General features: G+C 63.8%; 28 protein-coding genes and 2 tRNA genes. 17 read left to right on the forward strand and 13 right to left on the reverse strand.

The features are described from left to right. The first annotated feature begins 16 nt into the window (after positions 1-16). Entirely contained in the window at positions 17-994 is a 978-nt protein-coding gene (locus K5L49_RS12060) for a D-alanine--D-alanine ligase family protein (protein ID WP_223693045.1), read from the forward strand. On the opposite strand, the gene K5L49_RS12065 is transcribed toward K5L49_RS12060, so the two are convergent. The 8 genes from K5L49_RS12065 to rpmH form a co-directional block, all read right to left on the reverse strand. Then, entirely contained in the window at positions 985-1,914 is a 930-nt protein-coding gene (locus K5L49_RS12065; protein WP_223693047.1) for a ParB/RepB/Spo0J family partition protein, read from the reverse strand. The genes K5L49_RS12060 and K5L49_RS12065 overlap by 10 nt on opposite strands. Further along, positions 1,914-2,831, reverse strand: a complete 918-nt coding sequence (locus tag K5L49_RS12070; RefSeq protein WP_308116541.1) for a ParA family protein — start codon at positions 2,829-2,831, stop codon at positions 1,914-1,916. Before K5L49_RS12070 ends, K5L49_RS12065 begins: the two co-directional genes overlap by 1 nt. Before the next feature lie 967 nt (positions 2,832-3,798). After that, positions 3,799-4,428, reverse strand: coding sequence for a 16S rRNA (guanine(527)-N(7))-methyltransferase RsmG (rsmG, locus tag K5L49_RS12075; RefSeq protein ID WP_223693049.1), 630 nt, complete (start codon positions 4,426-4,428; stop codon positions 3,799-3,801). Positions 4,429-4,472: 44 nt separating this feature from the next. Continuing rightward, positions 4,473-5,078 (reverse strand): Jag family protein, encoded by a 606-nt coding sequence (locus K5L49_RS12080; RefSeq protein ID WP_223693050.1) that lies wholly within the window; start codon positions 5,076-5,078, stop codon positions 4,473-4,475. Between the two features lie 4 nt (positions 5,079-5,082). Beyond that, positions 5,083-6,054 carry a membrane protein insertase YidC gene (gene yidC / locus K5L49_RS12085; RefSeq protein ID WP_223693052.1) on the reverse strand — a complete coding sequence of 324 codons (972 nt, stop codon included), beginning with the start codon at positions 6,052-6,054 and terminating at the stop codon, positions 5,083-5,085. Positions 6,055-6,061: 7 nt separating this feature from the next. Further along, complete coding sequence (gene yidD / locus K5L49_RS12090; RefSeq protein ID WP_223693053.1) at positions 6,062-6,373, reverse strand: membrane protein insertion efficiency factor YidD; 312 nt, start codon at positions 6,371-6,373, stop codon at positions 6,062-6,064. After that, entirely contained in the window at positions 6,370-6,723 is a 354-nt protein-coding gene (gene rnpA, locus K5L49_RS12095; protein ID WP_223693055.1) for a ribonuclease P protein component, read from the reverse strand. The genes yidD and rnpA overlap by 4 nt, the downstream gene beginning before the upstream one ends. Positions 6,724-6,749: 26 nt before the next feature. After that, a complete protein-coding gene (rpmH, locus tag K5L49_RS12100; RefSeq protein WP_223693057.1) occupies positions 6,750-6,887 on the reverse strand; it encodes a 50S ribosomal protein L34 in 138 nt (45 codons plus the stop codon). Positions 6,888-7,329: 442 nt separating this feature from the next. On the opposite strand from rpmH, the gene dnaA reads away from it, so the two are divergent. The 10 genes from dnaA to K5L49_RS12150 all read left to right on the forward strand — a co-directional run bounded on the left by dnaA (position 7,330) and on the right by K5L49_RS12150 (position 18,275). Further along, complete coding sequence (gene dnaA / locus K5L49_RS12105; protein ID WP_223693059.1) at positions 7,330-8,748, forward strand: chromosomal replication initiator protein DnaA; 1,419 nt, start codon at positions 7,330-7,332, stop codon at positions 8,746-8,748. Between the two features lie 402 nt (positions 8,749-9,150). Beyond that, complete coding sequence (dnaN, locus tag K5L49_RS12110) at positions 9,151-10,296, forward strand: DNA polymerase III subunit beta (RefSeq protein ID WP_223693061.1); 1,146 nt, start codon at positions 9,151-9,153, stop codon at positions 10,294-10,296. 31 nt (positions 10,297-10,327) lie between these two features. After that, positions 10,328-11,215 carry a phosphogluconate dehydrogenase (NAD(+)-dependent, decarboxylating) gene (gene gnd, locus K5L49_RS12115; RefSeq protein WP_223693062.1) on the forward strand — a complete coding sequence of 296 codons (888 nt, stop codon included), beginning with the start codon at positions 10,328-10,330 and terminating at the stop codon, positions 11,213-11,215. 6 nt (positions 11,216-11,221) lie between these two features. Next, a complete protein-coding gene (gene recF / locus K5L49_RS12120) occupies positions 11,222-12,427 on the forward strand; it encodes a DNA replication/repair protein RecF (RefSeq protein WP_223693064.1) in 1,206 nt (401 codons plus the stop codon). Beyond that, a complete protein-coding gene (locus K5L49_RS12125) occupies positions 12,417-12,920 on the forward strand; it encodes a DUF721 domain-containing protein (RefSeq protein ID WP_223693065.1) in 504 nt (167 codons plus the stop codon). Before recF ends, K5L49_RS12125 begins: the two co-directional genes overlap by 11 nt. Positions 12,921-13,043: 123 nt before the next feature. After that, positions 13,044-15,014 (forward strand): DNA topoisomerase (ATP-hydrolyzing) subunit B, encoded by a 1,971-nt coding sequence (gyrB, locus tag K5L49_RS12130; RefSeq protein ID WP_223693067.1) that lies wholly within the window; start codon positions 13,044-13,046, stop codon positions 15,012-15,014. A gap of 61 nt (positions 15,015-15,075) precedes the next feature. Further along, positions 15,076-17,619, forward strand: coding sequence for a DNA gyrase subunit A (gyrA, locus tag K5L49_RS12135; RefSeq protein WP_223695296.1), 2,544 nt, complete (start codon positions 15,076-15,078; stop codon positions 17,617-17,619). Continuing rightward, positions 17,609-18,022, forward strand: coding sequence for a DUF3566 domain-containing protein (locus K5L49_RS12140; protein ID WP_223693069.1), 414 nt, complete (start codon positions 17,609-17,611; stop codon positions 18,020-18,022). The genes gyrA and K5L49_RS12140 overlap by 11 nt, the downstream gene beginning before the upstream one ends. A 77-nt stretch (positions 18,023-18,099) precedes the next feature. Then, positions 18,100-18,173, forward strand: a tRNA-Ile gene (locus tag K5L49_RS12145). A gap of 29 nt (positions 18,174-18,202) precedes the next feature. Then, a tRNA-Ala gene (locus tag K5L49_RS12150) sits at positions 18,203-18,275 on the forward strand. A 25-nt stretch (positions 18,276-18,300) separates the two neighbouring features. Here the strand turns inward: K5L49_RS12150 and K5L49_RS12155 are convergent. After that, complete coding sequence (locus K5L49_RS12155; RefSeq protein WP_223693071.1) at positions 18,301-19,164, reverse strand: Fpg/Nei family DNA glycosylase; 864 nt, start codon at positions 19,162-19,164, stop codon at positions 18,301-18,303. A 47-nt stretch (positions 19,165-19,211) separates the two neighbouring features. Between K5L49_RS12155 and K5L49_RS12160 the strand changes: the two genes are divergently transcribed. Beyond that, positions 19,212-19,631, forward strand: a complete 420-nt coding sequence (locus K5L49_RS12160) for an NUDIX hydrolase (RefSeq protein WP_223693073.1) — start codon at positions 19,212-19,214, stop codon at positions 19,629-19,631. Here K5L49_RS12160 and K5L49_RS12165 read toward each other — a convergent pair. Further along, positions 19,628-19,834, reverse strand: coding sequence for a PspC domain-containing protein (locus K5L49_RS12165; protein WP_223693074.1), 207 nt, complete (start codon positions 19,832-19,834; stop codon positions 19,628-19,630). The two genes, K5L49_RS12160 and K5L49_RS12165, sit on opposite strands and share 4 nt — an antisense overlap. A 140-nt stretch (positions 19,835-19,974) precedes the next feature. Beyond that, positions 19,975-20,517 carry a hypothetical protein gene (locus K5L49_RS12170; protein ID WP_223693076.1) on the reverse strand — a complete coding sequence of 181 codons (543 nt, stop codon included), beginning with the start codon at positions 20,515-20,517 and terminating at the stop codon, positions 19,975-19,977. Between the two features lie 101 nt (positions 20,518-20,618). Here K5L49_RS12170 and K5L49_RS12175 point away from each other — a divergent pair, with 101 nt between their 5' ends. Further along, on the forward strand, positions 20,619-21,158 hold the full coding sequence (locus tag K5L49_RS12175) for a peptidylprolyl isomerase (protein ID WP_223693078.1): 540 nt from the start codon (positions 20,619-20,621) through the stop codon (positions 21,156-21,158). Between the two features lie 24 nt (positions 21,159-21,182). Beyond that, on the forward strand, positions 21,183-22,031 hold the full coding sequence (locus K5L49_RS12180; protein ID WP_223693079.1) for a rhomboid family intramembrane serine protease: 849 nt from the start codon (positions 21,183-21,185) through the stop codon (positions 22,029-22,031). Positions 22,032-22,247: 216 nt separating this feature from the next. Here K5L49_RS12180 and K5L49_RS12185 read toward each other — a convergent pair whose 3' ends face one another. Further along, a complete protein-coding gene (locus tag K5L49_RS12185; RefSeq protein ID WP_223693081.1) occupies positions 22,248-22,490 on the reverse strand; it encodes a cell division protein CrgA in 243 nt (80 codons plus the stop codon). 123 nt (positions 22,491-22,613) lie between these two features. Here K5L49_RS12185 and K5L49_RS12190 point away from each other — a divergent pair, with 123 nt between their 5' ends. Genes K5L49_RS12190 through K5L49_RS12200 form a run of 3 tightly spaced genes read left to right on the forward strand, consistent with a single transcriptional unit; the run spans position 22,614 to position 24,229 of the window. Continuing rightward, on the forward strand, positions 22,614-23,432 hold the full coding sequence (locus K5L49_RS12190) for a class E sortase (protein ID WP_223693082.1): 819 nt from the start codon (positions 22,614-22,616) through the stop codon (positions 23,430-23,432). Positions 23,433-23,435: 3 nt separating this feature from the next. Continuing rightward, positions 23,436-23,594 (forward strand): hypothetical protein, encoded by a 159-nt coding sequence (locus tag K5L49_RS12195; protein WP_223693084.1) that lies wholly within the window; start codon positions 23,436-23,438, stop codon positions 23,592-23,594. After that, on the forward strand, positions 23,591-24,229 hold the full coding sequence (locus tag K5L49_RS12200; RefSeq protein WP_223693086.1) for an anthranilate synthase component II: 639 nt from the start codon (positions 23,591-23,593) through the stop codon (positions 24,227-24,229). The genes K5L49_RS12195 and K5L49_RS12200 overlap by 4 nt, the downstream gene beginning before the upstream one ends. Before the next feature lie 32 nt (positions 24,230-24,261). Here K5L49_RS12200 and pknB read toward each other — a convergent pair whose 3' ends face one another. After that, positions 24,262-25,953 carry a Stk1 family PASTA domain-containing Ser/Thr kinase gene (pknB, locus tag K5L49_RS12205; RefSeq protein ID WP_223693088.1) on the reverse strand — a complete coding sequence of 564 codons (1,692 nt, stop codon included), beginning with the start codon at positions 25,951-25,953 and terminating at the stop codon, positions 24,262-24,264. Positions 25,954-25,974 lie beyond the last annotated feature (21 nt).

The following is a 25,974-nucleotide window of genomic DNA, read 5'->3' on the forward strand; positions in this document are numbered from 1 at the left end:
AAGAAAAGACCTGATCATGGCTGAATTCTCTGCCCTCGACATCGTGGTTCTCGCCGGCGGTATCTCGCACGAACGCGACATCTCGCTGCGCTCGGGCCGGCGCGTGGCCGATGGACTCAACTCGCTCGGACACAAGGTGACCTTCCGCGATCCGGATGCGTCCCTCCTCGGCTTCCTCGCCGAGAACCAGCCCGACGTGGTCTGGCCGGCGCTGCACGGCGCCAGCGGGGAAGACGGCGCTCTGCGCGCGTTGCTCGAACAGACGGGGATCCCTTTCGTGGGTTCCCGCACCGACGCGGCCAGGCTCGCCTGGTCGAAGCCCACCGCCAAGACGATCGTGGCGCGCGCCGGGGTAGCGACCCCCGCATCCGTGACCCTCCCGAAAGAGACGTTCCGCGAACTCGGGGCCAATAGTGTGCTGGCCACCGTCGTCGCCGGACTGCACATCCCGGTCGTGGTGAAACCGGCGCAGGGCGGCTCCGCTCAGGGTGTCACGATCGTCGAGAGCGCCGAGGAGCTGCCCCGCGCGATGGTAGACGCCTACACCTATTCCGATGTCGCGCTCATCGAGCGCAAGGTCGAGGGCGTCGAGGTCTCCGTGGCCGTGATCGATGCCGGCGAGGGCCCTCGGGCTCTGCCCGCCGTCGAGATCGAGCCTGTCGAGGGTGCATACACCTTCGACGCCCGCTACAACGCGGGGGAGACCCGGTTCTACGTTCCAGCCCGGCTCAGCGCCGACGTCGCGAAAAGCGTCGCGGATGCGGCGACCACCGCCCACACGGCGCTCGGGCTGCGTCACCTCTCACGCATCGACCTCATCGTGGACACTCAGGGCGTGCCATGGTTCCTTGAGGCGAATGTGCTGCCCGGCCTCACCGAGACCTCGATCATGCCGCAGGCGATCGACGCCGCCGGCCTTGTGGTCGGTGACGTCTACGCGGCACTCGCGTACGCGGCGATCGCGGAAGCTGAAGCGGGAGACGTTCAGCTGTAGCTGGGTTGGCCGATCGCATCCAGGATGCGATTGAGGTCCTGAATCGTGGCGAAATCGACCACGATCTGGCCTTTTCTCGCCCCGAGGGTGATCTTCACGCGGGTGTCGAGTCGATCACCGAGGCGTTCTGCAACCTCGTCGAGGTGCCCGCGATGCTTGCCGGGGGTCACCTTGGTGCGGGCGACCTTCGGGGTCTTGCCCGCAACGGCCTCGGCGGCACGCACCGACAGATCTTCGTTCACGATCTTGTCGGCCAGACGGGCCATGCCCTCTTCATCGCCGACCGAGAGGATCGCGCGAGCATGACCGGCGCTGAGCACACCTGCTGCCACCCGCGATTGCACGGCTGACGGCAGCTTCAGGAGGCGAATAGTGTTGGTGATCTGCGGGCGGGATCGGCCGATCCTGGTCGCCAGCTCCTCCTGGGTGATCCCGAAGTCGGCCAATAGCTGCTGGTACGCTGACGCCTCCTCCAGTGGGTTCAGCTGCGAGCGGTGCAGGTTCTCGAGAAGCGCATCCCGCAGCATGTCTTCGTCGGCGGTGTCTTTGATGACCGCGGGGATGGTCTCCAGCCCGACCTGTTTCGTGGCACGAAGCCGCCGCTCACCCATGATGAGCTCGTACTTGTCTTTCTGGCCCACGATCGGACGTACCACGATCGGCTGCAGCACACCCACCTCGCGGATGCTCGCAACGAGCTCCTCGAGCGCCTCCTGGTCGAACTCAGTGCGGGGCTGCACTGCGTTCGGAACGATGTCGGCGGGGGAGAGGTTCGCCAGTCTCGCGCCGGGAACCGCCACGAGCTGCTCAGCCTGCTCGGCAGAGTTCGGGAAGAAGACGTCGACCGGACGCGCGGACTGATCGGTGACCGGGATGAGGGCGCCGATTCCGCGGCCCAGGCCTGTGCGCTTCGCTGCCATTAGCGGGGTACTCCTCTTCGTGCGATCTCCGCAGCCGCCTCCAGGTAGGAGAGCGACCCGGGCGAGTTCGTGTCGTAGCTGATGACGCTCTGGCCGTAGCTCGGGGCTTCCGAGATGCGAACGGAACGCGGGATGATCGTGTTGAGAACTTCTTTGGGGAAGTGTTCACGCACGTCTTCGGCCACCTGGTGGGCGAGATTGGTGCGCGAGTCATACATCGTGAGCAGGATCGTAGAGACTCGAAGCTTGGGGTTGAGGTGTTTCTCGATCAGCTGGATGTTCTTGAGCAGCTGACTCAGACCTTCCAGCGCGTAGTACTCGCACTGGATCGGGATGAGCACCTCGGTCGCCGCGACGAAAGCGTTGATCGTGAGCAACCCCAGTGAGGGCGGGCAATCGATCAGGACATAGTCGAAGTCGTACTCTTCGAGGAAAGTCGCGAGCGAGCGCGAGAGCCGCTGCTCGCGTGCCACCATCGAAACGAGCTCGATCTCGGCGCCGGCGAGATCGATCGTCGCGGGCACGACGAAGAGTCCGTCGAACTCGGGACTCTTCTGAATCACCTCATCCAGTTCCTTGTCGTTCACGATGACGTCGTAGACGCTGGGCGTGCCCTCGCGATGCTCGACGCTGAGCGCGGTGGATGCATTTCCCTGCGGGTCCAGGTCGATCACCAAGACGCGAGCTCCGGACTTCGCCAGTGCGGCGGAGAGATTGACGACCGTCGTCGTCTTGCCCACGCCGCCCTTCTGATTCGAGATCGTGAAAATCCGGGTTCGCGACGGCAGGGGGAGTGTCTGCGAGGCGATCGCCTGCCGTCGCTGAGTCAGTTCCTGAATCTCCCTCGCAAGTGGCGTCGAACCATCGAAGCCAGACGTGGCCTGGTCGACCTGCGCATCCTGATCGGGATGTTTCACGTGAAACCTTGTCGCTCGAGATGGTGTGGGAGCACCGCGTTCATGAGTCGGAAGAGCCCGGCCGACGGCAGCGGGTCATCCATCAACTCTAGCCTGAATGAGTGAGGCGCTTTCGCGATGAACGCTCGTCCTCCGTGAAGATAGCGGACAGAAGTCGACGTTTCACGTGAAACATATCCGGCGCGAGGTGACATTCGGTGGCTGCAAATCGCTCGATCGAGCCCCATGATCGCGGACGCGAGCCGATTCGGCACCTTTTCGTTGAGTGTGAGGCGTCGTGTCCAGGCGTCGGGCATGCGCGGCCGGTGAACCGACGACCCCCCGAAGAACGGCCAACAATCGCAATGGCGGGCCCATCTCTTCTTCGCCGCAGTCGCTACCACCAGCAAACGTGGACCAGTCCGACTTCCACGCGAGTGTCTCGTGGCCACGCGAGTATCTCGTGGCCACTCGTCCCCTTCATAGCGGCCGCTGCACCTTACGGCGCCTGGTCTGCGAACAGCGTGCGTGGTCGGTCCAGCCTGTGTACTCAGTCCAACCGGAGGCACTCGACCGACTCGTCTCAGCTATCGGCCGTGTAGGAATCGGCACGGTCGTGAGCCTCTCGGCAGCTATGGGGGAGCGGAGCACCATAACCGTCCCCTCAAACTCGTCGGGCGGGCTGGCCTGGCTGCCGCTATTCACCCCGTCGATCGACTACCTGAGCAAACCGACGTCGCCCTGCTACCGTGCACTTCTCTGCGTGGCTCGCGCGCCGGTCATCCGGCAGTCGTCGGGTATCGACCAGACGCATGTTTCACGTGAAACACGTCGAATCCCCGCCGCTTACACCCGTCAGAGGCCCGTCAGACGAGCGTCACAGCGAATCCAAGCGAATAGAAGCGCGAAACACGAGCAAGACCCACGATCCGTCAAGAGGGTTTCGCTGCTCCGGCGCCACCAGAGCCATCCTCAGCGACCGTTCGCGTCAGCGAACGCCGGCCCGGATGACCCGAGTCACTTCATCGAGTACACCTTCACCCAGCGTGAGAACCTCCACGTCGTGAAGTCTGTACTTGCGGATCTCCTTCGCCGCTGTATCGACTTCCGCGGCCGCACCGGCCCCCTTCATCAACACGAGCTCACCACCATCCCGAAGCAGGGGAGCAGTCAGGGGAATCAGCTTGCGGAAGGCACTCACCGCACGCGCCGTCACCTGATCCAGTGGAGCATCCAATCGCGCGTCTTCGGCGCGCGCGCGCACAACCTCAACGTTCGTCAGGGCCAGTTCCTCGACCTGCTCAGACAACCATGCGATCCGACGCTCCATGGGTTCGATCAACACGAACTGAGCATCTGGACGCGCGATCGCCAAGACGATCCCCGGAAGGCCGGCCCCGCTCCCGACGTCGCCGACTCGACCGGCGCGAACCAATGGCGCCAGGATCGCGCAGTTCAGGATGTGACGAGACCAGAGGCGGGGCAATTCCAGCGGACCGATCAACCCACGCTCTTCACCCTGCGCGGCAAGGTTCGCCGTGAAGCGTCGGGCGACATCGATCCGATCGCCGAAAAGCTCGACCGCCGTCGATGGCTCACTCTCGAGGAACTCGGTCACTGCCCGGTCGTCTCCTGAAATCCTGAGCGATGTTTCACGTGAAACTAGGCTGCGGTGATCACCGTGTGACGGTCACGGCCCTCACCATGCGAGTTGGAAACGTAGCCGCGCTCTGACACGATGTCGTGAACAAGTTTGCGCTCATAGGACGACATCGGCGGGAGCGCAGCCTCAGCCGCCCCTTCCTCGAGTCGTGCGATCGCCCGCTCCACGAGAGTTCCGAGCTCCGCCTGACGGGCATCACGGGAACCACCGATGTCAAGGATGAGCCGGGAGAAAGCGCCCGTCTTGTTCTGAACGGCAAGACGCGTCAGCTCCTGCAGTGCGCTGACCGTGTCAGGTTTGGACAGCAGGCGAAGATTGGTGTCATCACCCGTATTGACCGAGATGTACGACCGACCATTGCGCGCATCGATGTCGATGTCGCCGTCGATATCCGTGATGTCGAGCAGCTCCTCGATGTAGTCGGCCGCGATGTCACCTTCGGTGTCGAGCTCCGCGGCCGTCGGCTCGGCGTACGACCGCTCCGAGGTGGGCGTCGATGCCGACTCCTCACCATCGACCTGGGGCGTCTCCACAGAGAGCGGAGTCACCTCCGACTCGTCGGGACCTGCGGTGAACTCGGGCTCGGTCTGCTGCACGTCGCTCATTCTGCTACTTTCCGGTCTGCTTCTTGGCGCGGTTCTTGCCCACCGGCTGAACACGCTGCGTTGTCTTCTTCGGTTCCTCTTCCAGAGACAGGACGACGGCACCGTCTTCCTGAATCAGCTTGCCCTTGCGGGCGAGGCGAGCCTCACGAGCCTTAGCCGCATCCGAGCCAGGGGTCGGCAGGTTGCGGATGACCAGGAACTGCTGACCCATGGTCCAGATGTTCGAGGTGAGCCAGTAGAACATGACACCAAGCGGGAAGGCGAAGCCCGAGAACAGGAAGACGAAGGGGAGTAGGTAGAGAAGGATGCGCTGCTGCTTGAACTGGGGGCTCGCCTTCGTCTCCGGCGACATGTTCTTCGACACGATCTGCAGCTGCGTCAGGAACTGCGAACCGGTCATCAGAACGACCATGCAGGCCGCGATGACCATGACGGCAACCTGCTGCGGGTGAGCATTCAGCGCACCCTGGAAGCTCTGGTGAAGCGGCGCGATGCCGAACAGTGAGGAGTTTCCGAACTGCTTGGCGAGCGTGGCATTCAGTGGCCCGACACCGGCATGACCGCCCTGCGCGCCGTTGAGCACCTGGAACAGGCTGAAGAACACCGGCATCTGCAGCAGAAGCGGCAGACACGAGCTCAGCGGGTTGGTCCCGGTCTTCTTATACAGATCCATCGTCTCGCGCGACATCGCCTCACGCGAGAACTGATCCTTCTTGCCCTTGTACTTCTCCTGGATCTTCTTGAGCTGCGGTGCGATCTCCAGCATTCGTCGCTGGTTCTTGATCTGTCGCACGAAGATCGGGATGAGCGCTGCACGCACCACGAGGGTCAGCCCCACGATGGAGAGCACCCACGTCAGCCCGGCAGCCGGATCCATTCCAATGTTCGTCAGCAGCCAGTGCCAGGCGACGAGGATCAGTTCCACGACCCACTTGATGGGCCACAGAATTGTCCCGAAGAAGGCTCCGATGTCCATGTGGTTGCTAGGCCTTTCCCTGGCTTGCGGCGACGACGAAACCGAACGGCGTCACGCGATAGCGATGTTTCTTCTTGAGAGGGACGTCATCGACCCCTCCGGCCGCCCACGGATGGCAGCGCGCGATGCGCCGAACCCCGAGCACCGAACCGATCAGCACCCCGTGCTCTTGAATCGCCTGCAGCGCGTAGGCGGAACACGAGGGGTAATACCGGCAGACGTCTCCGTACAACGGCGAGATCACAGCCCGATACCCGCGAAGCAGCAGTACGGCAGCGTTCCGTGGCGCAAGGAGCACAGCTGCGATCGCGGTGTTCATCGACGGAGGTTGCCTCTACTGGTGATTCGGCTGACGGCTCGGGAGATCTCTTCGTGCAGGGTAGCCCACTCCACTTGAGCAGACGCTGGTAGTGCCCGGATCACGACATCCATTCCCGGTTCCAATCGGGGGAGCATCTCGTATGCCGCGGCTTTCAGCCGGCGACGCACGAGATTTCGTCGAGGGGCCGTGCCGACCGACTTGCCCGCGATAAAACCGAATCGCACCACCTGGGAGTCAGGATTCGAGCGAACGTACGTCACGGTGTTCGCATCGGTGAAGCGAATCCCGCGTCGAACGGTCGCCCGGTAGTCCGCCCCCCGCGTGATGCGATTGGCTTTGGCGAGCACCGGCTCGGCCTCTCTGCGAAAGGGATCTAGGCCGAGAGCTTCGTGCGGCCCTTGCCGCGACGGGCGGCCAGGATCGCACGGCCGGCACGCGTGCGCATGCGCAGACGGAAGCCGTGGGTCTTCGCGCGCTTGCGGTTGTTCGGCTGGAACGTTCTCTTGCTCATAATCAATCTCCGTGTGGTCTCTTAACAGGCCGGTGCTGAATGATGGGCCAGCACGGGGAGGCCGTGAAAAGTTTTTGGGCAGCCTGAACGGCTGAAGTCAACTGGTTAAAGCTACGGCGTTGGCTGCACGAGGTCAAACCAAACGAGCCAAATCCATTGATTATGCACAGTATTGGCAGGATTCCCCGGAGCGACTCGCCGGTGTATTCCCGTTCCCGAATTTGATCCGCGTCCTGTGGACAAGTTACCGTGAGGACGAAAGTTATCCCCAGCCGTATCCAAAAAAGGCCGGAGATCGCTACGGTATTTGGACACACAACGGTGGATAACCCTGTGAATACCTTCCCGGCGGCGCACGCGCTTCCGACCCGACAGTTCGACACACGATGGCGTGGGTTCTGCGTCGGTTGACGGCATCTCAACGAAACGAATACGGGGAACGATGGCAGGCGGCGAACAGTCCATCTCTGCGGCATGGCAGAGTGTGCTCGACACATTGGAGACGGACGACCGCATCACGCCGCAGCTCCACGGCTTCCTGAGCCTGGTCGAGCCCAAGGGCATCATGTCCGGCACCTTCTATCTGGAGGTGCCCAACGAGTTCACGCGGGGCATGATCGAACAGCGCAGCCGCGTTCCGCTCCTCAATGCCATCGGAACGCTAGATGAAGCCCTCTCGGTGAGCACCTTCGCGATCGTCGTGAACCCCGACATCCAGCAAGAGACCATGTCCGGTCCCACCGAGCCTTCGGAAGCCGCGTATATCGAGTCGCCCATGGTCGCGCCGGTCACCGAGATCACGGCGCCGGCCCGCAATAGCGACACCCGGCTCAATCCCAAGTACAGTTTCGACAACTTCGTCATCGGGCAGTCCAACCGTTTCGCACACGCGGCCGCCGTCGCCGTCGCCGAGGCACCGGCCAAGGCATACAACCCACTGTTCATCTACGGCGATTCCGGTCTCGGCAAGACGCACTTGCTTCACGCGATCGGCCATTACGCCATGAGCCTCTACCCCGGCATCCGGGTCCGCTACGTCAGCTCGGAAGAGTTCACCAACGACTTCATCAACTCGATCGCGAACAACCGCGGTTCATCGTTCCAAGCGCGCTACCGCAACATCGACATCCTGCTCATCGACGACATCCAGTTCCTGCAGCGGGCGGTTGAGACGCAGGAGGCGTTCTTCCACACCTTCAACACCCTCCACGATCACAACAAGCAGGTCGTGATCACCAGTGATCTACCTCCGAAGCTCCTCACCGGCTTCGAAGATCGGATGCGTTCCCGCTTCGAGTGGGGCCTGATCACCGATGTGCAGGTTCCCGACCTCGAGACGCGCATCGCCATCCTCCGCAAGAAGGCGCAGAGCGAGAAGATCCAGGTTCCCGACGACATCCTGGAGTTCATGGCGTCGAAGGTGTCGAGCAACATCCGCGAGCTCGAGGGAACTCTGATCCGCGTGACCGCGTTCGCGAGCCTCAACCGCACGCCGGTCGACATGCCGCTCGTGCAGACAGTGCTGAAAGATCTGATCACCCTCGACGACGACAATGTGATCGCGCCGACCGACATCATTTCCAATACGGCCGACTACTTCAAGCTGACGGTCGACGACCTCTACGGTTCGAGCCGGTCCCAGGCCGTCGCCACTGCCCGCCAGATCGCGATGTATCTCTGCCGCGAACTCACCAACCTGTCTCTACCCAAGATCGGCCAGCTCTTCGGCAACCGCGACCACACCACGGTCATGTATGCCAACAAGAAGATCAGCGAGCTCATGAAGGAGCGACGCTCGATCTACAACCAGGTGACCGAGCTCACCAGCCGCATCAAGCAGAACCACCGCTACAGCAAGTAACCGTCACGGACGGTTATCCACAGATCCCTCCCCATGCTGGGGAGGGATCTTTTTCTCACATGTGGATAACTTGTGGACAACTTCCGGAAACAGGGGGCGTTAATGGGGACGAATCATGAATCGTTGTGAATTGCACCCCTAACCGAATCACCTCGATTACCCCCGGTTGACGTGGATTCCCCAACCCATCAACAAGTAACAAGCGTGTAGTTCCCAATCGAATCGCGGGTTCGACAGAGTTATCCACAGTTTCCACAGCGGTTAACACCATTAATCGTTAACTCTTCTTGACGAGGGAGGCCGACAACCTTCGCTGGCGCACCGAATCACAACTTTCCCCGCCAGGGGCACGCGCTAGGATTTGTCACGATCCATTTCCCGCCAATGACAGAGGTGACGCGAGTGAAGTTCCAAGCCAACCGGGACGTCTTCAGCGAAGCCGTCTCGTTCGCCGTCAAGCTCCTGCCCCAGCGGACGACCCTTCCGATCCTGAGCGGCATTCTCATCGAGACCACCGAAACGGGCCTGCAACTGTCGTCATTCGACTACGAAGTCTCGGCTCAGACCGAGATCGCAGCCGAAGTCGAAGAGCCTGGACGAGTCCTCGTCTCCGGACGGCTGCTCGCCGAAATCGCAGCCAAGCTCCCGAACGCCCCGGTGCAGTTCTCGACCGAGGATTCCAAGATCGTCGTTCGCGCCGGATCCGCGAACTTCACGCTGCTCTCCATGCCCGTCGAGGAATATCCGAGCATCCCGCAGGTGGGTGGGCAATCCGGGCTGGTGCCGGCCGAAGAATTCGCCGAAGCGGTCGCCCAGGTCGGCGTCGCCGCATCCCGTGACGATGTCACGCCGGTGATCACGGGCGTTCAGCTCGAAGTCGGCGACAACACGCTCGGACTCGTCGCCACAGACCGCTACCGCGTCGCCGTCCGCGAGATCGAGTGGGACAACGGTACGACTTCCGGAGAACCGGTGACCGCACTCGTGCCCGCGCGAACCCTCACCGAGATCGGAAAGACCCTCGGGCACAGCGGGACCATCGCCGTCTCCATCACCAACCGTGATGACCGCGAGCTCATCGCCTTCACCGCCGACAAGAAGACCGTCACGTCCCTGCTCATCAAGGGCAACTTTCCGCCTGTGCGCCGTCTCTTCCCCGAGACGGTCGACAACTACGCGGTCGTCAACACAGCCGACCTCATCGAGGCGACGCGTCGTGTCTCCCTCGTCCTGGAGCGCGAGGCCGCCCTCCGCTTCACCTTCTCCGCCGACGGGTTGACCCTTGAGGCCATCGGCTCGGAGCAGGCCCAAGCATCCGAGAGCATCGACGCTCTCCTCACTGGCCAGGAGACGGTGGTTTCGTTGAAACCGCAGTTCCTGCTCGATGGTCTCGGTGCGGTGCACTCGGAGTTCGTGCGCATTTCCTTCACCAAGACCGATAACCCCAACAAGCCGGGCCCTGTTCTCATCACGAGTCAGACCTCGAAAGAGCAGGCCGGCGCGGACAACTACAAGTACCTGCTGCAGCCCAACCTGTTGCTGCGATAGGTCTCGTCCGAGAGAACAAAGAAGGACAATCATGCACATCGGCCTCATCGGTCTCGGAAAAATGGGCAACAACATGCGTGCCCGTCTCGAGAAGAACGGCATCGAGGTGACCGGTTACGACACGAACGCCGACCTCTCGGATGTCAAAACCCTTGCCGACCTCGTTGCCGCGCTTCCCGCTCCGCGCACAGTGTGGGTAATGGTCCCGGCCGGGCAGATCACCGATTCCGTGATCTCCGACCTCGCCCCGCTCCTCGAAAAGGGCGACCTCGTCATCGATGGCGGCAACTCGCGTTTCACCGAAGACTTCAAGCACGCGGAACAGCTCGCGCCGAAAGGCATCGACTTCATGGATGCCGGTGTCTCCGGTGGTGTCTGGGGTCTCGACAACGGCTACGGCCTCATGGTCGGTGGCAGTAAAGAGCAGGTCGAGCGCGTGATGCCGGTCTTCGACGCACTGCGCCCGGAGGGCCCGCGAGACGAAGGTTTCGTCCACGTCGGAGAAGTCGGCGCGGGACACTACGCCAAGATGGTTCACAACGGCATCGAGTACGCCTTGATGCAGGCCTACGCCGAAGGCTATGAGTTGCTCGACACCCGCAAGGACATCATCCACGACGTCACCGGCACCTTCAAAGCCTGGCAGCGGGGAACCGTCGTCCGCTCGTGGCTGCTCGACCTGCTGGTCCGTGCGCTCGAGCAGGACCCGGAGTTCGAGCACATCGAAGGGTTCGTCCAGGACTCCGGCGAAGGGCGCTGGACCGTGGAAGAGGCGCTCGCCAACGCGGTGCCGGTTCCCACCATCAGTGCGTCGATCTTCGCGCGGTTCGTCTCCCGCCAGGAGGATTCCCCGGCCATGAAGGCGGTGGCCGCGCTGCGCAATCAGTTCGGCGGCCACGCCGTCAAAGCGGTGGACTAACTCTCTTTGCAGGTTACCCATCTTTCCCTGACCGACTTCCGCAACTATCGCAGTGCGGAGGTGCCGCTTGCGGCCGGCGCGAACCTCTTCGTCGGTCGCAACGGCCAGGGCAAGACGAATCTCGTCGAGTCGCTCGGCTACCTGAGCACTCTCGGATCGCATCGGGTGTCGAACGATCAGGCCATGATCAGAAAGGATGTTGAATCCGCAATCGTGCGGGCTCGCATCCACCATGAGGGTCGCGACCTCCTCGTCGAGGTGCAGCTGAACCGCGGTTCCGCCAACCGCGCCCAGGTGAACCGGTCGGCGATCAAGACGCGTGAGCTGCCGCGGTACTTCTCGAGTGTGCTGTTCGCTCCCGAGGATCTGGCGCTGGTGCGAGGTGAGCCGAGCATCCGTCGTCGTTTCGTGGATCAGCTTCTCGTGCAACGCAATCCGAGGTTCGCCGGTGTTCTCGCCGACTACGATCGTGTGCTCAAGCAGCGGAACACTCTGCTGAAATCGGCGCGCTCCTCCGGAGTGAAGGAAGGTCGGCTCGGCACGCTCGACATCTGGGATGAGCGGCTCATCGCCCTCGGCAGCGAGTTGCTGGATGCGCGGCTCGACCTCGTCGCCCGCCTCTCCGATCCACTCACCGCCGCCTACCGATCCGTGGCCGGCGACGATCACCACCCGAAGCTGCTGCCGCTGCTCACGATCCGGGGTGCGGAGGTCGACGATGCCGACGGCGATCAATCGGCCGATGCTGTAACCGCCTCTTCCGGTGTCACCACGGCCGAGGCGTTCCGGCAGGCGCTGGCGACGGTGCGGCGCAAAGAGTTGGAACGAGGCTTGACCCTGGTCGGTCCGCATCGTGACGACATCCTGTTCGAGCTCAACGACCTGCCGGCCAAAGGATATGCCAGCCATGGCGAGTCCTGGTCGTTCGCATTGGCGCTCAAGCTGGCGTCGGCAGAACTCCTGCGACGCGAGTCGACGACGGGCGACCCGGTGCTCATCCTCGACGATGTCTTCGCGGAACTGGATCAGGCCCGGCGCCGAATGCTTGCAACCGCCGTCGCCGGTTACGAACAGGTGCTGATCACGGCTGCCGTCTTGGACGACGTGCCCGCCGATCTGACCGCGCACACTGTTCGAATCGAAGCCGGAGAGGTCGTCGATCCTGTCGTCGTCGAAGCCGCCGTCATCGGGGGCGACGACGATGCCCGCTGACGATCTCCCCGAAACAAGCGAGGCCTCGGCCGTCTATCTGCGCTTTCGTGAACTCTTCGGCGGTGTTCCCGCGCGAGCGCGCACAGTGAAACGAAAGACGGAACGCGATCCGAGCGCCAGTCAACCGTTTGGAAAGGGCCGCGATCCTCGAGGGCTCGGCGATGTGGTCGATGCCCTGGCGACCCAGCTCGGCTGGACCTCCTCTCTCGCGCAATCCGATCTGCTTTCCGGTTGGCAAGAACTGGCCGGAGAAGAGACGGCGAAACACGCGATCCCGGAGGGCATCACCGACGGGGTTCTGACGGTTCGCTGCGAGTCGACCGCGTGGGCGACCCAATTGCGGATCATGCGATCAGACCTCCTCGCCCGCATCGCGGAAAGGTTCCCGCGGGCCGACATCCAATCCATCCGTTTTCAAGGGCCCGACGCCCCCTCGTGGAAAAGAGGCCCCAGGTCGATTCCAGGGCGCGGTCCGCGCGATACTTACGGTTGACTGCACAAAAGAGGTCATCCGAGGGAAAATAACGCGTCAGGCGAGCGATTTTGGCCGGGATGACACGCCGCTCTTGGTAGACTGGGGAGGTCACACTGAGTGCGGTCAGGAGCCTAATTTCATATGACGACGGAACCAACGAAGGCCGAAGCGGAACACGACTACGGCGCGAATGAGATCCAAGTTCTCGAAGGTCTCGAAGCCGTACGCAAACGACCCGGAATGTACATCGGTTCCACCGGTCCTCGCGGGCTCCACCACTTGGTCTACGAGATCGTCGACAACTCCGTCGACGAGGCTCTCGCTGGTTACGCCGACAACATCGAGGTCACGATCCTCGAAGACGGCGCCGTTCGCGTCGTCGACAATGGCCGTGGCATCCCGGTGGACATCCACCCGGTAGAGAAGAAGTCCACCGTCGAGGTGGTGCTGACCATCCTGCACGCCGGCGGCAAGTTCGGCGGCGGCGGCTACGCGGTCTCCGGTGGTCTGCACGGTGTCGGAAGCTCCGTCGTGAACGCGCTCTCGTCGCGTCTCGATGTCGAGGTGTACCGGCAGGGCAACGTCTACCGGCAGAGCTACCGGCACGGTGTTCCGCAGGCGCCGCTGGAGATGGGGGAGGAATCGGATGCGTCGGGAACGACCATCACGTTCTGGCCGAGCGCCGAGACCTTCGAGACCGTCGAGTTCGAGTACGAGACGCTCCGCACACGGTTCCAGCAGATGGCATTCCTCAACAAGGGTCTGCGCATCGCACTCACTGACGAGCGTCCGCACGACGACGAGGAACCGCGCACCGAGGTCTTCCTGTACGAGCAGGGTTTGATGGACTACGTCGAATACCTCAACTCCGCGAAAAAGGCTGAGGTCGTCAACGATGAGATCATCTCGTTCGAGTCGGAGGACACCGAGCGCAAGATCGCGCTCGAGGTCGCGATGCAATGGACGACGAGCTACAACGAGAGCGTCTTCACCTATGCGAACACGATCAACACGCACGAGGGTGGAACCCACGAAGAGGGTTTCCGTGCTGCCTTGACGACACTCGTCAACAAGTACGCCCGCGAGAAGGGCATCCTCAAAGAGAAGGATGACAACCTCTCGGGCGACGATGTGCGCGAAGGTCTCACCGCCGTCATCTCGGTGAAGCTCTCGGAACCGCAGTTCGAGGGTCAGACCAAGACCAAGCTGGGCAACACGGAGGCCAAGGCGTTCGTGCAGAAGGTCGTCGGCGATCAGCTGGGTGACTGGTTCGACCGCAACCCGAACCAGGCCAAAGAGATCATCCGCAAGGCCCTGCAAGCCGCGACCGCCCGGTTGGCGGCCCGCAAGGCGCGTGAGACCGCGCGTCGCAAGGGTCTGCTCGAGGGTGGCGGCATGCCCGGAAAGCTGAAGGACTGCCAGTCCAAAGACCCGTCGATCTCCGAGATCTTCATCGTGGAGGGCGACTCGGCCGGCGGGTCCGCCGTGCAGGGCCGCAACCCCGAGACCCAGGCGATCCTCCCTCTGCGCGGCAAGATCCTCAACGTGGAGAAGGCGCGGCTCGACCGTGCGCTCGCGAACAACGAAGTGCAGGCCATGATCACGGCGTTCGGCGCCGGCATCGGCGAAGACTTCAACCCCGAGAAAGCGCGCTACCACAAGATCGTGCTCATGGCGGATGCCGACGTCGACGGTCAGCACATCACGACGCTGCTTCTGACGCTGCTGTTCCGCTACATGCGCCCGCTCATCGAACTCGGCTACGTCTACCTGGCTCAGCCGCCGCTCTACCGTCTCAAGTGGTCGAACGCCGAGCACGAATACGTGTACTCGGATCGGGAGCGCGACACGTACCTCGCCGAAGGGCAGGCCGCAGGCAAGCGCATCCCCAAGGACAACGGTGTGCAGCGCTACAAGGGTCTCGGCGAGATGGACTACAAGGAGCTGTGGGAGACCACGATGAGCCCCGAAACCCGAACCCTGCTGCAGGTCACCCTCGACGATGCGGCCGCCGCGGACGAGATCTTCGCCACCCTGATGGGCGAAGACGTCGAATCGCGTCGTAATTTCATCCAGAAGAACGCGAAGGACGTGCGTTTCCTTGACATCTGACAACACCGGCGACATCACGCCAGACGAGAACACCGGCGATAACGCCAGCGAGAGCACCGGTGTGGCCGAAACGGAGGTCGTCATCGCGACCGACCACGGCATCCACGGCAAGATCGACCAGGTCGACCTGCAGTCGGAGATGCAGCGCTCCTACCTCGACTATGCGATGAGCGTCATCATCGGCCGCGCCCTGCCGGAGGTGCGCGACGGTCTCAAGCCCGTTCACCGCCGCGTGATCTACGCGATGTTCGACGGTGGCTACCGGCCCGACAAAGCGTTCTCGAAGTGCGCCCGTGTCGTCGGCGACGTGATGGGGCAGTTCCACCCGCACGGCGACTCGGCGATCTATGACGCCCTCGTGCGCCTCGTGCAGCCGTGGAGTCTGCGGTATCCGCTCGCTCTCGGCCAGGGAAACTTCGGCTCCCCGGGCAACGACGGTGCGGCCGCGCCCCGATACACCGAGACGAAGATGGCCCAGCTCGCGCTCGAGATGGTGCGCGACATCGACGAGGACACCGTCGACTTCCAGGACAACTACGACGGACGCACCCAGGAGCCCGCAGTGCTCCCGGCGCGGTTCCCCAACCTGCTGGTCAACGGCTCGGTCGGCATCGCGGTCGGAATGGCCACGAACATCCCGCCGCACAACCTCCGTGAGGTCGCCGAGGGTGCGCTCTGGCACCTGGCGAACCCCGATGCGCCACGCGAGGAACTGCTCGAGGCTCTGATCCAGCGCATCAAGGGACCAGACTTCCCGACCGGCGCCCAGATCCTCGGGATCAAGGGCATCCAGGACATGTACCGCACCGGGCGCGGATCGATCACCATGCGCTCCGTCGTGACGATCGAGGAGATCCAGGGTCGCGTGTGCCTCGTGGTCACGGAGCTGCCCTACCAGGTCAACCCCGACAACCTCGCGATCAAGATCGCCGAACTGGTCAAAGACGGCAAGATCTCCGGCATCGCCGACATCCGTGACGAGACGAGCGGCCGCACCGGCCAGCGGCTCGTGATCGTGCTCAAGCGTGACGCCGTGGCCAAAGTCGTTCTCAACAACCTGTACAAGCACACACAGTTGCAGGAGAACTTCGGCGCCAACATGCTCGCGATCGTGGACAAGGTTCCGCGGACGCTCGCGCTCGACGGATTCATCACGGCGTGGGTGGCGCACCAGATCGAGGTCATCGTCCGCCGCACGCAGTTCCGTCTGCGCAAGGCGGAGGAGCGCATCCACATCCTGCGCGGCTACCTCAAAGCGCTCGATGCGCTCGACGAGGTCATCGCGCTCATCCGTCGATCGCCGACGGCCGACGACGCCCGCACCGGCTTGATGGAGCTGCTCGAGGTCGACCAGATCCAGGCCGACGCCATCCTCGCGATGCAGCTGCGCAGACTCGCGGCGCTGGAACGCCAGAAGATCGTCGACGACCACGACGCCATCCAGCGCGAGATCGAGGACTTCAAGGCGATTCTGGCCGACCCGGTGCGTCAGCGCACCATCGTGAGCGATGAGCTGAGTGAGATCGTCTCGCGCTTCGGTGATGACCGTCGCACCGAGATCATGTTCGGCTTCGACGGCGACATGAGCATGGAAGACCTCATCCCCGAAGAGGAGATGGTGGTCACCGTGACCCGCGGCGGGTACGTCAAGCGCACCCGCAGCGACAACTACCGCAGTCAGCACCGCGGCGGTAAGGGTGTGAAGGGCGCGCAACTGCGCGGCGAAGACGTCGTCGACCACTTCTTCGTGACCACCACGCACCACTGGCTCCTCTTCTTCACGAACAAGGGCCGCGTCTACCGCGCAAAGGCCTACGAGCTGCAGGAGGCCGGCCGCGACGCCAAGGGGCAGCACGTGGCCAACCTGCTCGCGATGCAGCCGGATGAGGAGATCGCCGAGATCCTCGACATCCCCGACTACGCGGCGGCCAAGTACCTGGTGCTCGCCACGCGAGAGGGCTTGATCAAGAAGACGGCGCTCAGCGAATATGACACCAACCGCTCCGGTGGCATCATCGCCATCAAGCTCCGCGAAGAAGACGAGCTCGTCTCCGCACTGCTGGTGGAGGAAGACTCCGACCTGCTGCTCGTCTCCCGCAAGGGCATGTCCATCCGGTTCACCGCCTCCGACGAGGCGCTCCGCCCGATGGGGCGCTCGACCTCGGGTGTGATCGGGATGCATTTCCGCGGTGACGACCGTCTGCTCGATGCCTCCGTGGTCTCTGACGAAGGATATGTCTTCGTCGTCACCGAAGGCGGCTACGCCAAGCGCACCTCAGTCGATCAGTACCGCCTGCAGAACCGTGGGGGACTGGGCATCAAGGTGGCCAAATTGAGCGACGACCGCGGCGATCTGGTCGGCGCTCTGATCGTGGAAGACGACGACGAGGTCCTTGTGGTTCTTGCCAGCGGCAAGGTGGTACGCTCTGCCGTGGCCGAGGTACCCGCCAAGGGCCGCGACACCATGGGTGTCGTATTCGCACGTTTCGCCGAGTCCGACAAGATCATCGCTCTGGCCAAGAACACCGAACGTAACCTCGATTCTCAGGAAAGTGAAGAAGAATCCGAGGACGCCGGGAAGGAAGAAACCGTAGATGAGCAGTAGTGTCGCCGAAAAGCTCGCCAAGAAGTCGTCCCGCAGGCCCGCGTCTGCCAAGCAGGTTCGGCTGAAGCTCGTCTACATCGACTTCTGGTCGACCGTGAAGCTCTCGTTCCTCGCCGGAATCTGCCTCGCGATCATCGCCATCGTCGGCACGTTCCTCGTGTGGACGGTGCTCGACCGCACCGGGATCTTCGACCAGGTGAACAGCCTCTTCAAAGACATCTCCGGTGCCGGTGGCAGCGACCTCAAGTCGATTCTCGGCCTGGGTCAGGTCATGGGCTTCTCGCTCGTGGTCGGCGTGCTCGACATCATCGTGATCACGGCGCTCGGCGCGGTCTTCGCGCTGCTTTACAACCTGTCGGTGAAGATCACCGGCGGACTGCTCGTCGGTTTCACGAACAACTAAGCGGGATCTCCACTCGGATCGGCGGCGCTCGATTTCGTTTGGACGGGCAGATCAGGTAGTCTCAAATCTGCCCAATCGGGGATATAGCTCAGGCGGTTAGAGCGCTTCGCTGATAACGAAGAGGTCCGAGGTTCAAGTCCTCGTATCCCCACACTGTGTTTGTTTGAACGCATCCCCTCCGGGGCCTTAGCTCAGTTGGTAGAGCGCCTGCTTTGCAAGCAGGATGTCAGGAGTTCGAATCTCCTAGGCTCCACAGGAACACATCTGCTCGGCCGGGGCTACTTGAGCAGCCGCGAGAGAACCCGGTCGGCGAGCGGTTTGCCGCCCGTCTGACAGGTCGGACAGTACTGCAGCGTCGAGTCGGCGAAAATCACCTGACGTACGGTGTCACCGCAGACGGGGCACGGCTCGCCGGTTCGGCCGTGCACCTGCATCCCCAGCTTCTTCTCGCTCTTCAACTCGGAGGCCGCGAGACCGTCGGCCCGGGCGAGTGCGTCTCGCAGTGTGGACTGCATCGCTTCGAACAACCGGGCGATCTGCTCCGGAGGCATGGCCGCGGGTTTGAACGGTGACATTCGGGCGGCGTGAAGGATCTCGTCGGAGTAGGCATTACCGATCCCGGCGATCACCGATTGGCTGCGCAGCACCCCTTTGATCTGTGCCCGACCCTGCCCGCTCAGGATGCCAGCGAACACGTCGAGGGTGAAATCGTCGGCCAGCGGGTCCGGTCCGAGGCGGGCGATTCCGGGGAGCTCCTCCGGATGACGGACGACGGCCAGCGACAGGCTCTTCTTCGTGCCGGCCTCGGTGATGTCGATGCCTGAGCCGTCGTCGAGAACAAGCCGGGCGGCGAGTGGGCCCCGTGCGGGCCGGCCGGTGGGCGGTGGCGGTGCTCCGTCACGCCACCGGATCCAGCCGGCGCGGGCCAGATGGATGATGAGGTGCAGATCGCCCGCTGCGAGGTCGAGGAATTTTCCGTGCCGGGTCACGCCCTCGACGGTCATTCCCGAGAGAGCGCTCACCGGCGGGTCGACGGTTTTGAGCGCGGCGAATGAGAGGACGGCGAACCGATCGATCACGCGCCCCGAGAGACGGGTGTTCAGGTCCGCAGCCAACGCGGTGACCTCAGGCAGCTCCGGCACACCACCAGTCTGCCTGGCGGGCCCGACATCCGCAGTAGGGTGACGGCATGGACATCCGCGTCGCTGCCTACGGTGTAATCGTCGACGACGGCCGTATCCTCCTGGCCCACTGGAACGAGAACGGTCGATCGGGGTGGACGCTGCCCGGCGGCGGAATCGAACCGGGCGAAGATCCGGTGGATGCGGTGGTGCGCGAGATCGCCGAGGAGACCGGGTACACGGCGAAGGCCGGCCCGCTCCTGGGCATCGACTCGCACATCGTGCCTGCCGAACAGCGCTTCGTGGCGGATGCGGGGCCGTTGCACGCCCTGCGCATCCTCTACCGCTCGGAGGTCGTCTCCGGCTCCCTCAGGAACGAGGTGGGCGGCTCGACCGACGAGGCCGTGTGGTTCCGGCTCGAGGCGATCCCGTCGCGGCGGGTGGAGCTGGTGAACATCGGCCTGAGAATGGCAGGATTTCGGCCTTAGGCGATCCGCACGACCGACGGTTCGGCCGGGATGAGGATCCACATCGCGATGTAGGCGATGAACTGCGGGCCGGGCAGCAGGCAGGAGAGCAGGAAGAGCAGGCGAACGGTGGACGGCTTCCAACCGAACCGCTGAGCCACTCCTGCGCAGACGCCGCCGAGGATCCGGCCGGTGAGAGGTCGTTGCAGTGCATTCGTTGTCATATGTCAACGCTCCCACCGCGGGCACGGCGCCGCCATCGGGATATCCCCCCATTCGATTCAGGGGTTCCCCTCGGTGCACGACCCCGCAATGCAGGAAGGGGCGGCGCCAGATCGGCGCCGCCCCTTCCCATCGAAGACCGCTATTCGGCTGCCGGAGCCGTCGGCTCTTCGTCGGCGACCCAGAGCTCGTCGTCGGCGCGGAACGTCTGCCAGACCGCGTAGAGCACGCCGACGGCGGCGATGACGCCGAGACCGACCGCGATGACGGTGCCGATGCCGGGTCCGGACTTCTCGGTCGCGGCCTTCGCCTTCGTCGTGACGGTTCGACCAGCTTGCTTCACCTCGCCGAGGAAGGCGCGCGCGCGGGCGTCGCGGGCGTGGTCGACCACGCTCATGGCGGTTCCGATGGTGGCGCCGACGGCGGGGATCACATCGCTGACGATCCGGTCGCGCGCGGCGCCGGCGGCACGACCGGCGGTCTGAGCGGCGGGGCGCACGTAGTGCTCGTAGCCATCGCGCACGCGAGGCGCCAGCTCTTCGCGTGTGTAGTACGCGGCCTGCCTTCTGGCCTCGGAGGCGACTGCGTTGGCATTCGCCAGAACATCCTGTTGCTGACCCCAGAGTACTTCGGCACTATCGCGCAGGCGCTTGAGCTCCTTCTTACGCTTTCGTGTCAGGCTCATCTGGACCTCCATTGCGTCGTGTAGCGAACAGACTCCATCTTGCCACCGAATGGCCTGTGGATGACCCGAGAGGTGAGAACCCCTGTGCAAGAATTGATGCCATGTCAAAGCACACCGCCGTCGCCACTCTCCACACTAACTACGGGGACATCAAGGTCAACCTCTTCGGCAACCACGCGCCCAAGACGGTGAAGAACTTCGTCGGCCTGGCGAGCGGTGAGATCGAGTGGACGCACCCCGCCACCGGCGCCACGACCACGGACAAGCTGTATGACGGTGTCGTGTTCCACCGCATCATCCCGGGCTTCATGATCCAGGGCGGCGACCCGCTCGGAAACGGAACGGGCGGCCCCGGCTTCCAGTTCGACGACGAGATCAACCCGGAGCTCGACTTCACCGAGCCGTACATCCTCGCGATGGCGAACGCCGGAATCCAGATGGGTCACGGCACCAACGGTTCGCAGTTCTTCATCACGGTCGGTCCGACGACGTGGCTGCAGGGCAAGCACACCATCTTCGGCGCCGTCGAAGACGAGGCCTCGCGCAAGATCGTCGACAAGCTCGCCGACCTTCCGACCGACGCCCGCGACCGTCCCCTGGACGACGTGGTCATCGAGTCGGTCACGGTCGAGCAGGTCTGAGCCCGGTAGATCTCAGGACCGTCGATGTCTCAGCCCGTGGATGCCCGGGCAAGCTATTGCTATCGGCACCCCGACCGCGTCAGCTATGTGCTCTGCCAGCGGTGCGGGCGCACGATCTGCCCTGAGTGCCAGACGCCGGGTGCCGTCGGGGTGATCTGCCCCGACTGCATGGCGCAGCAGCGCGCGACCGCGCCGCGGACCAAGCCGGCCGTCCTCACCCGCATGACGGGTCGGGGTGCGCCGGTCGTCACATATGCGCTCATCGGCATCTGTGTCGTGGTGTTCATCCTGCAGAACCTGCCGGGGATCGGCAACACCGTCTCGAGCGCGCTGCAGTATGCGGGGGTCTACTCCGATCCGCGGCTCTTCCAGCCCTGGCGGATGCTCACCTCGGTGTTCGGGCACGTCAGCATCATCCACATCGCATTGAACATGTACACGCTGTGGATCTTCGGCACCCTGCTCGAGCCGTTGCTCGGGCGCGCGCGATATCTGGCACTGTTCCTCATCAGCGGCTTCGCGGGTTCGCTCGGTGTGCTCCTCCTGGCCGATCCGGGGCAGCCCGTGCTCGGCGCATCCGGGGCGATCTTCGGAATGTTCGGTGCATTCTTCATCATTCAGCGACGGATGGGCGGAAGTGCGACCCAGATCCTCGTTCTGATGGTGATCAACCTCGTCATCGGCTTCCTCCCCGGTTTGAACATCGCCTGGCAGGCGCATGTCGGCGGTCTGGTCGGCGGCCTTCTGGTCGGGCTGATCTATGTGGAGACCCGAAAGCTGTCGCGGCGGCAGTGGCAGGTTCCCTTGCTGGTGCTGCTCTGCGTGATCTTCGTTGCCTTGAGCCTGATTCGCTTCGTCTTCCCGGTCGCCTGAACCCCTCCCCAGATCGTGGATAAGTTATCCACAGCCTTATTAACAATGGGGATAATTACACGGCTGTAACTCTCCACAGGCTTATTAACACTGGGGAGAACGACACCTGTGTAGTTGTCCTCATTGTGGAGGACACCTGTGGATAACCTTCCAGCGGTACGAAAAAGCCCGGGACCGGCCGAACGGCGATCCCGGGCTGAGTAAGAAGAGCGGCGGTCAGCGCCACCGGGTGGTCATGAGGAAGCCGATGAAGGCGATGCCGAAGCCGACGAGGATGTTCCAGGCTCCGAGAGCGGGGATCGGATACAGGTTCTGGCTCACGTAGAACACGATGATCCACACCAAGCCGAGAAGCATGAAGCCGAACATCACCGGCTTGAACCAAACGGGGTTGGGCGAATCCTCGCCGGACTGCGCTTCGCTGCGCTCGGGCTTGGTCTTCGTCTTGGTGCGTGCCATAGCTCCATAGTGTAGCGGGCGGTGCTGAACGGTCTCGATGCTTCCCGTACCCCACCTTCTCGGGGGAGGCAGCGGCGTGCTCGGCCTGCAGAAACTCAGGATGATCCGGGTAGCATTGCCGATGTGACCGAGTCGAACGAGTTCGGGCTTCCGGCTGCGGTCGAAGTCGAGCTGCGGCGACCCCGCACGGGCAAGCGCGGGGGAAAGAAGAAGCGTCCACCCCGCCGCCCGACGTTCTTCGGTGTGCTGGGCGAACTGCTCATCACGGCAGGCGTCCTCGTTCTGCTCTTCCTCGGCTGGCAAGTCTGGTGGAACAGCCTGGTTCTCGCTGGGCAGCAGACGAGCGCGGCGAGCACGCAGAGCCAGAAATGGATCGAGCAGGCCAAGAAGAATCCGCCACCGGCCAATGTGGACCCGGTGAAACCCCCGGTGATGACCGAGCCGGCCGACTACCAGTCGTTCGCCGTCGTCTACATCCCGCGCCTCGGGCAGGACTGGAAGCGGACGATCCGCGAAACGGTGGACACCGAGAAGGTCCTCAACAGCTACGACGCCGGCGTGGGGCACTACAAAGGAACCCAGATGCCCGGCGCGGTCGGCAACTTCGCCGTCGCCGGGCACGACAGCGGCTGGGGCAACACCTTCATCGACCTCTCGAAACTCCACATCGGAGACCACATCTACGTGCAGACGGCCGATGGGTGGTACACCTACACCTTCCGCAACTTCGAATTCGTGCAACCGACCGCGGTCACCGTGATCAATCCGGTCCCGGGTCAGCCCGACGCCACGGCGACAGACCGGCTCATGACCATCACGACGTGCAACCCGCCCTTCCACGCCGGCGAACGACTCATCGCGTACAACGTCTTCACGAACTGGCAGGCCCCGGCGGATGTGCCGAGCGAGATCGCCGCACAAGTCAACGCGAACGGAGGCTGACCGATGTACGGAAGCTTGTGGCGCATTCTGCCCGGCCCGGTGTGGCTGCGCATCCTGATCCTCGTCGTGCTGGTGGCGGCGGTTCTCGTCGCCCTCGTCACCTGGGTGTTCCCGTGGGTGGATTCGCTCTTGGGGCCACAGGAAGGTACCGTGGGCCCGTGACCCGGGTACTCGTCATCGACAACTACGACAGCTTCGTCTACACGCTCAACGGCTATCTGCGAGAGCTCGGCGCGACCACGGATGTCGTGCGCAACGACGACATCCCCGAGTCCGAGCTCGCCGCGCGCCTCGCCGACTACGACGCCGTGCTGATCTCGCCCGGGCCCGGCAAGCCGGCCGACGCGGGCGTGTCCATCGCCGTCGTGAAACTCGCGCTCGAGACCGGCCAGCCGCTGCTCGGCGTTTGCCTGGGGCATCAGGCCATCGCGGAGGCATTCGGGGGAGTGGTGACAAACGCCGAAGAGCTGATGCACGGCAAGACATCGCAGGTGAGTCACGACGGGAGCCCCTTCTACGACGGCGTCGCGCAACCCTTCACCGCCACGCGCTACCACTCCCTCGCGGTCGTCGACGGCACCGTGCCCGACACGCTCGTGGTCACGGCCCGCACGGCCGGTGGCGTGATCATGGGACTGCGGCACCGCGAGGCTCCGATCTACGGCGTGCAGTTCCACCCGGAGTCCGTCCTCACCGAGGGCGGGTACCGGATGCTCGGCAACTGGCTAGAGGTCGCCGGCCTCGCCGGGGCGGCCGAGACGGCTCGCGGGCTCAACCCGCTCGTCAAACTCGTCTAGGACTCACGCCGAAGGCCGCCCCCACGACCGGATCAGCCGGTGCAGTAGGTGAGGTCGACGGTAGAGCCTTGCGGCACATCCCCGACCACGGATTGGGTGTGCACGAGCGGACTGCCCTGAGTGCTGGGACACGTCTTGTCGGGTTGGGGATTCGCGTTGAGGCCCAACTCGCTGAGGATGCCGGTGGCCGCGGGGATCGACTGCCCGGTGAGATCGGTCACGGTGACCTTGCCGCTCGACACCGTGAGTGCGATCGGGTCGCCCTCGTGGGCGAGGCCGGCGCCGGCCGGGTCGGTCTGAATGACGATGTTGGCGCCGATCGTGGCCGAGTTCTGGGTCGTGACCGGGCCCACGGTCAACCCGGCGGCGGTGATCGCCTGCTTGGCCGCATCCAGAGTCATGTTGTGCACATCGGGAACCGCGATCGTCTTCTTGCCGGTGGAGACGTAGACGGTGATCGTGTCACCGGTGGCGACGACCGTGCCCGCGCCAGGATCGGTGCGGATGACCTGTCCCTCGGCGTAGGTCGCGCTCGCCTCGGGGGTCTGAGTCCACTTGAGCTTCATGCCTTGAAGCAGATCGGTCGCCTTGTCGATCGTCTGACCCGAAAGGCTCGGCACCTCGCGGGAGGTCTCCGGCAGCGTGGTGCTCGGCGCGAGGCGCAGAACCCAGGCGAGAACGGCCACGACGACGACGGCCATCACGGCGATGCTCGCCCAGACCCAGATGACAGGTGGGCGGCGCTGCGTGCGGGTCATCGTCTGATCTTCGGCGAGCTGGCGGAACGCGGCCTCGGGGCCGGAAACGGCGGTCGGCGGCGGGCCGAAGAGCGACTCCGACAGCGGATCGGGCGTCTTGTGCAGCGGAACCTTGCCGGCGGCGGCGGTCTCCAGATCTGCACGGAAGTCGGCCACGGACTGGTAGCGCTCGAAGCGATCCTTCGTCATCGCCTGAGCGACCACGACATCCAGGGCCGGGGAGACCTTGGGATTGATGCTGCTCGGCGCGACCGCGGCCTCGCTCACGTGCTGATACGCCACGGCTACCGGGGTGTCGCCACGGAACGGCGGACGACCGGTGAGCATTTCGAAGAGCACGACGCCGGTCGAGTAGAGGTCGGTGCGCGCATCCACCGACTCGCCCTTCGCCTGCTCCGGCGAGAAGTAGCTCGCGGTGCCGAGGATGGCGGTGGTCTGGGCGACGGTGGCCGACGAGTCGCTGATCGCGCGGGCGATGCCGAAATCCATCACCTTGACCTGGCCGGCCTTGGTGATCATCACGTTGCCCGGCTTGATATCGCGGTGCACGACGCCGGCTCGGTGAGAGTATTCGAGGGCGGTGAGGATGCCCTCGGTGATGCGAACGGCCTCGCTGATCTCGAGCGGGCCCTTCTTGATCAGGTCTTTCAGCAGCACGCCGTCCACGTACTCCATCACGATGAACGGGAGTTGTGCCTCACGGCCGTTCGGCTCGCGGACTGTCTCTTCGCCGGCGTCGAAGACGCGCACGATCGTGGGATGCGCCATGCGGGCGGCCGCCTGGGCCTCTTGCCGGAAGCGCGTGCGGAAGGCCGGATCGGTGGCCAGCGATGGCTTCAGCAGCTTGATCGCGACCGTGCGGCCGAGCCGCGAATCGGTGCCGCGATGCACATCGGACATGCCGCCGCGACCGATGAGTTCGCCCACTTGATATCGGCCTGCGAGCAGGCGGCTATCTGGGCTCAAGACGAACTCCTTCTGGTGGGA

Source organism: Leifsonia poae, from assembly GCF_020009625.1.
GTDB lineage: Bacteria > Actinomycetota > Actinomycetes > Actinomycetales > Microbacteriaceae > Leifsonia > Leifsonia poae_A.

Excerpts from the sequence above, each read along its gene's own strand:
- K5L49_RS12060 (WP_223693045.1), top strand. The coding sequence starts at position 17 with ATGGCTGAATTCTCTGCCCTCGACATCGTGGTTCTCGCCGGCGGTATC.
- K5L49_RS12065 (WP_223693047.1), bottom strand. The coding sequence starts at position 1,914 with ATGGCAGCGAAGCGCACAGGCCTGGGCCGCGGAATCGGCGCCCTCATC.
- K5L49_RS12080 (WP_223693050.1), bottom strand. The coding sequence starts at position 5,078 with ATGAGCGACGTGCAGCAGACCGAGCCCGAGTTCACCGCAGGTCCCGAC.
- yidC (WP_223693052.1), bottom strand. The coding sequence starts at position 6,054 with ATGGACATCGGAGCCTTCTTCGGGACAATTCTGTGGCCCATCAAGTGG.
- yidD (WP_223693053.1), bottom strand. The coding sequence starts at position 6,373 with ATGAACACCGCGATCGCAGCTGTGCTCCTTGCGCCACGGAACGCTGCC.
- rpmH (WP_223693057.1), bottom strand. The coding sequence starts at position 6,887 with ATGAGCAAGAGAACGTTCCAGCCGAACAACCGCAAGCGCGCGAAGACC.
- dnaA (WP_223693059.1), top strand. The coding sequence starts at position 7,330 with ATGGCAGGCGGCGAACAGTCCATCTCTGCGGCATGGCAGAGTGTGCTC.
- gnd (WP_223693062.1), top strand. The coding sequence starts at position 10,328 with ATGCACATCGGCCTCATCGGTCTCGGAAAAATGGGCAACAACATGCGT.
- K5L49_RS12125 (WP_223693065.1), top strand. The coding sequence starts at position 12,417 with ATGCCCGCTGACGATCTCCCCGAAACAAGCGAGGCCTCGGCCGTCTAT.
- gyrB (WP_223693067.1), top strand. The coding sequence starts at position 13,044 with ATGACGACGGAACCAACGAAGGCCGAAGCGGAACACGACTACGGCGCG.
- K5L49_RS12140 (WP_223693069.1), top strand. The coding sequence starts at position 17,609 with ATGAGCAGTAGTGTCGCCGAAAAGCTCGCCAAGAAGTCGTCCCGCAGG.
- K5L49_RS12160 (WP_223693073.1), top strand. The coding sequence starts at position 19,212 with ATGGACATCCGCGTCGCTGCCTACGGTGTAATCGTCGACGACGGCCGT.
- K5L49_RS12165 (WP_223693074.1), bottom strand. The coding sequence starts at position 19,834 with ATGACAACGAATGCACTGCAACGACCTCTCACCGGCCGGATCCTCGGC.
- K5L49_RS12170 (WP_223693076.1), bottom strand. The coding sequence starts at position 20,517 with ATGAGCCTGACACGAAAGCGTAAGAAGGAGCTCAAGCGCCTGCGCGAT.
- K5L49_RS12175 (WP_223693078.1), top strand. The coding sequence starts at position 20,619 with ATGTCAAAGCACACCGCCGTCGCCACTCTCCACACTAACTACGGGGAC.
- K5L49_RS12180 (WP_223693079.1), top strand. The coding sequence starts at position 21,183 with ATGTCTCAGCCCGTGGATGCCCGGGCAAGCTATTGCTATCGGCACCCC.
- K5L49_RS12185 (WP_223693081.1), bottom strand. The coding sequence starts at position 22,490 with ATGGCACGCACCAAGACGAAGACCAAGCCCGAGCGCAGCGAAGCGCAG.
- K5L49_RS12195 (WP_223693084.1), top strand. The coding sequence starts at position 23,436 with ATGTACGGAAGCTTGTGGCGCATTCTGCCCGGCCCGGTGTGGCTGCGC.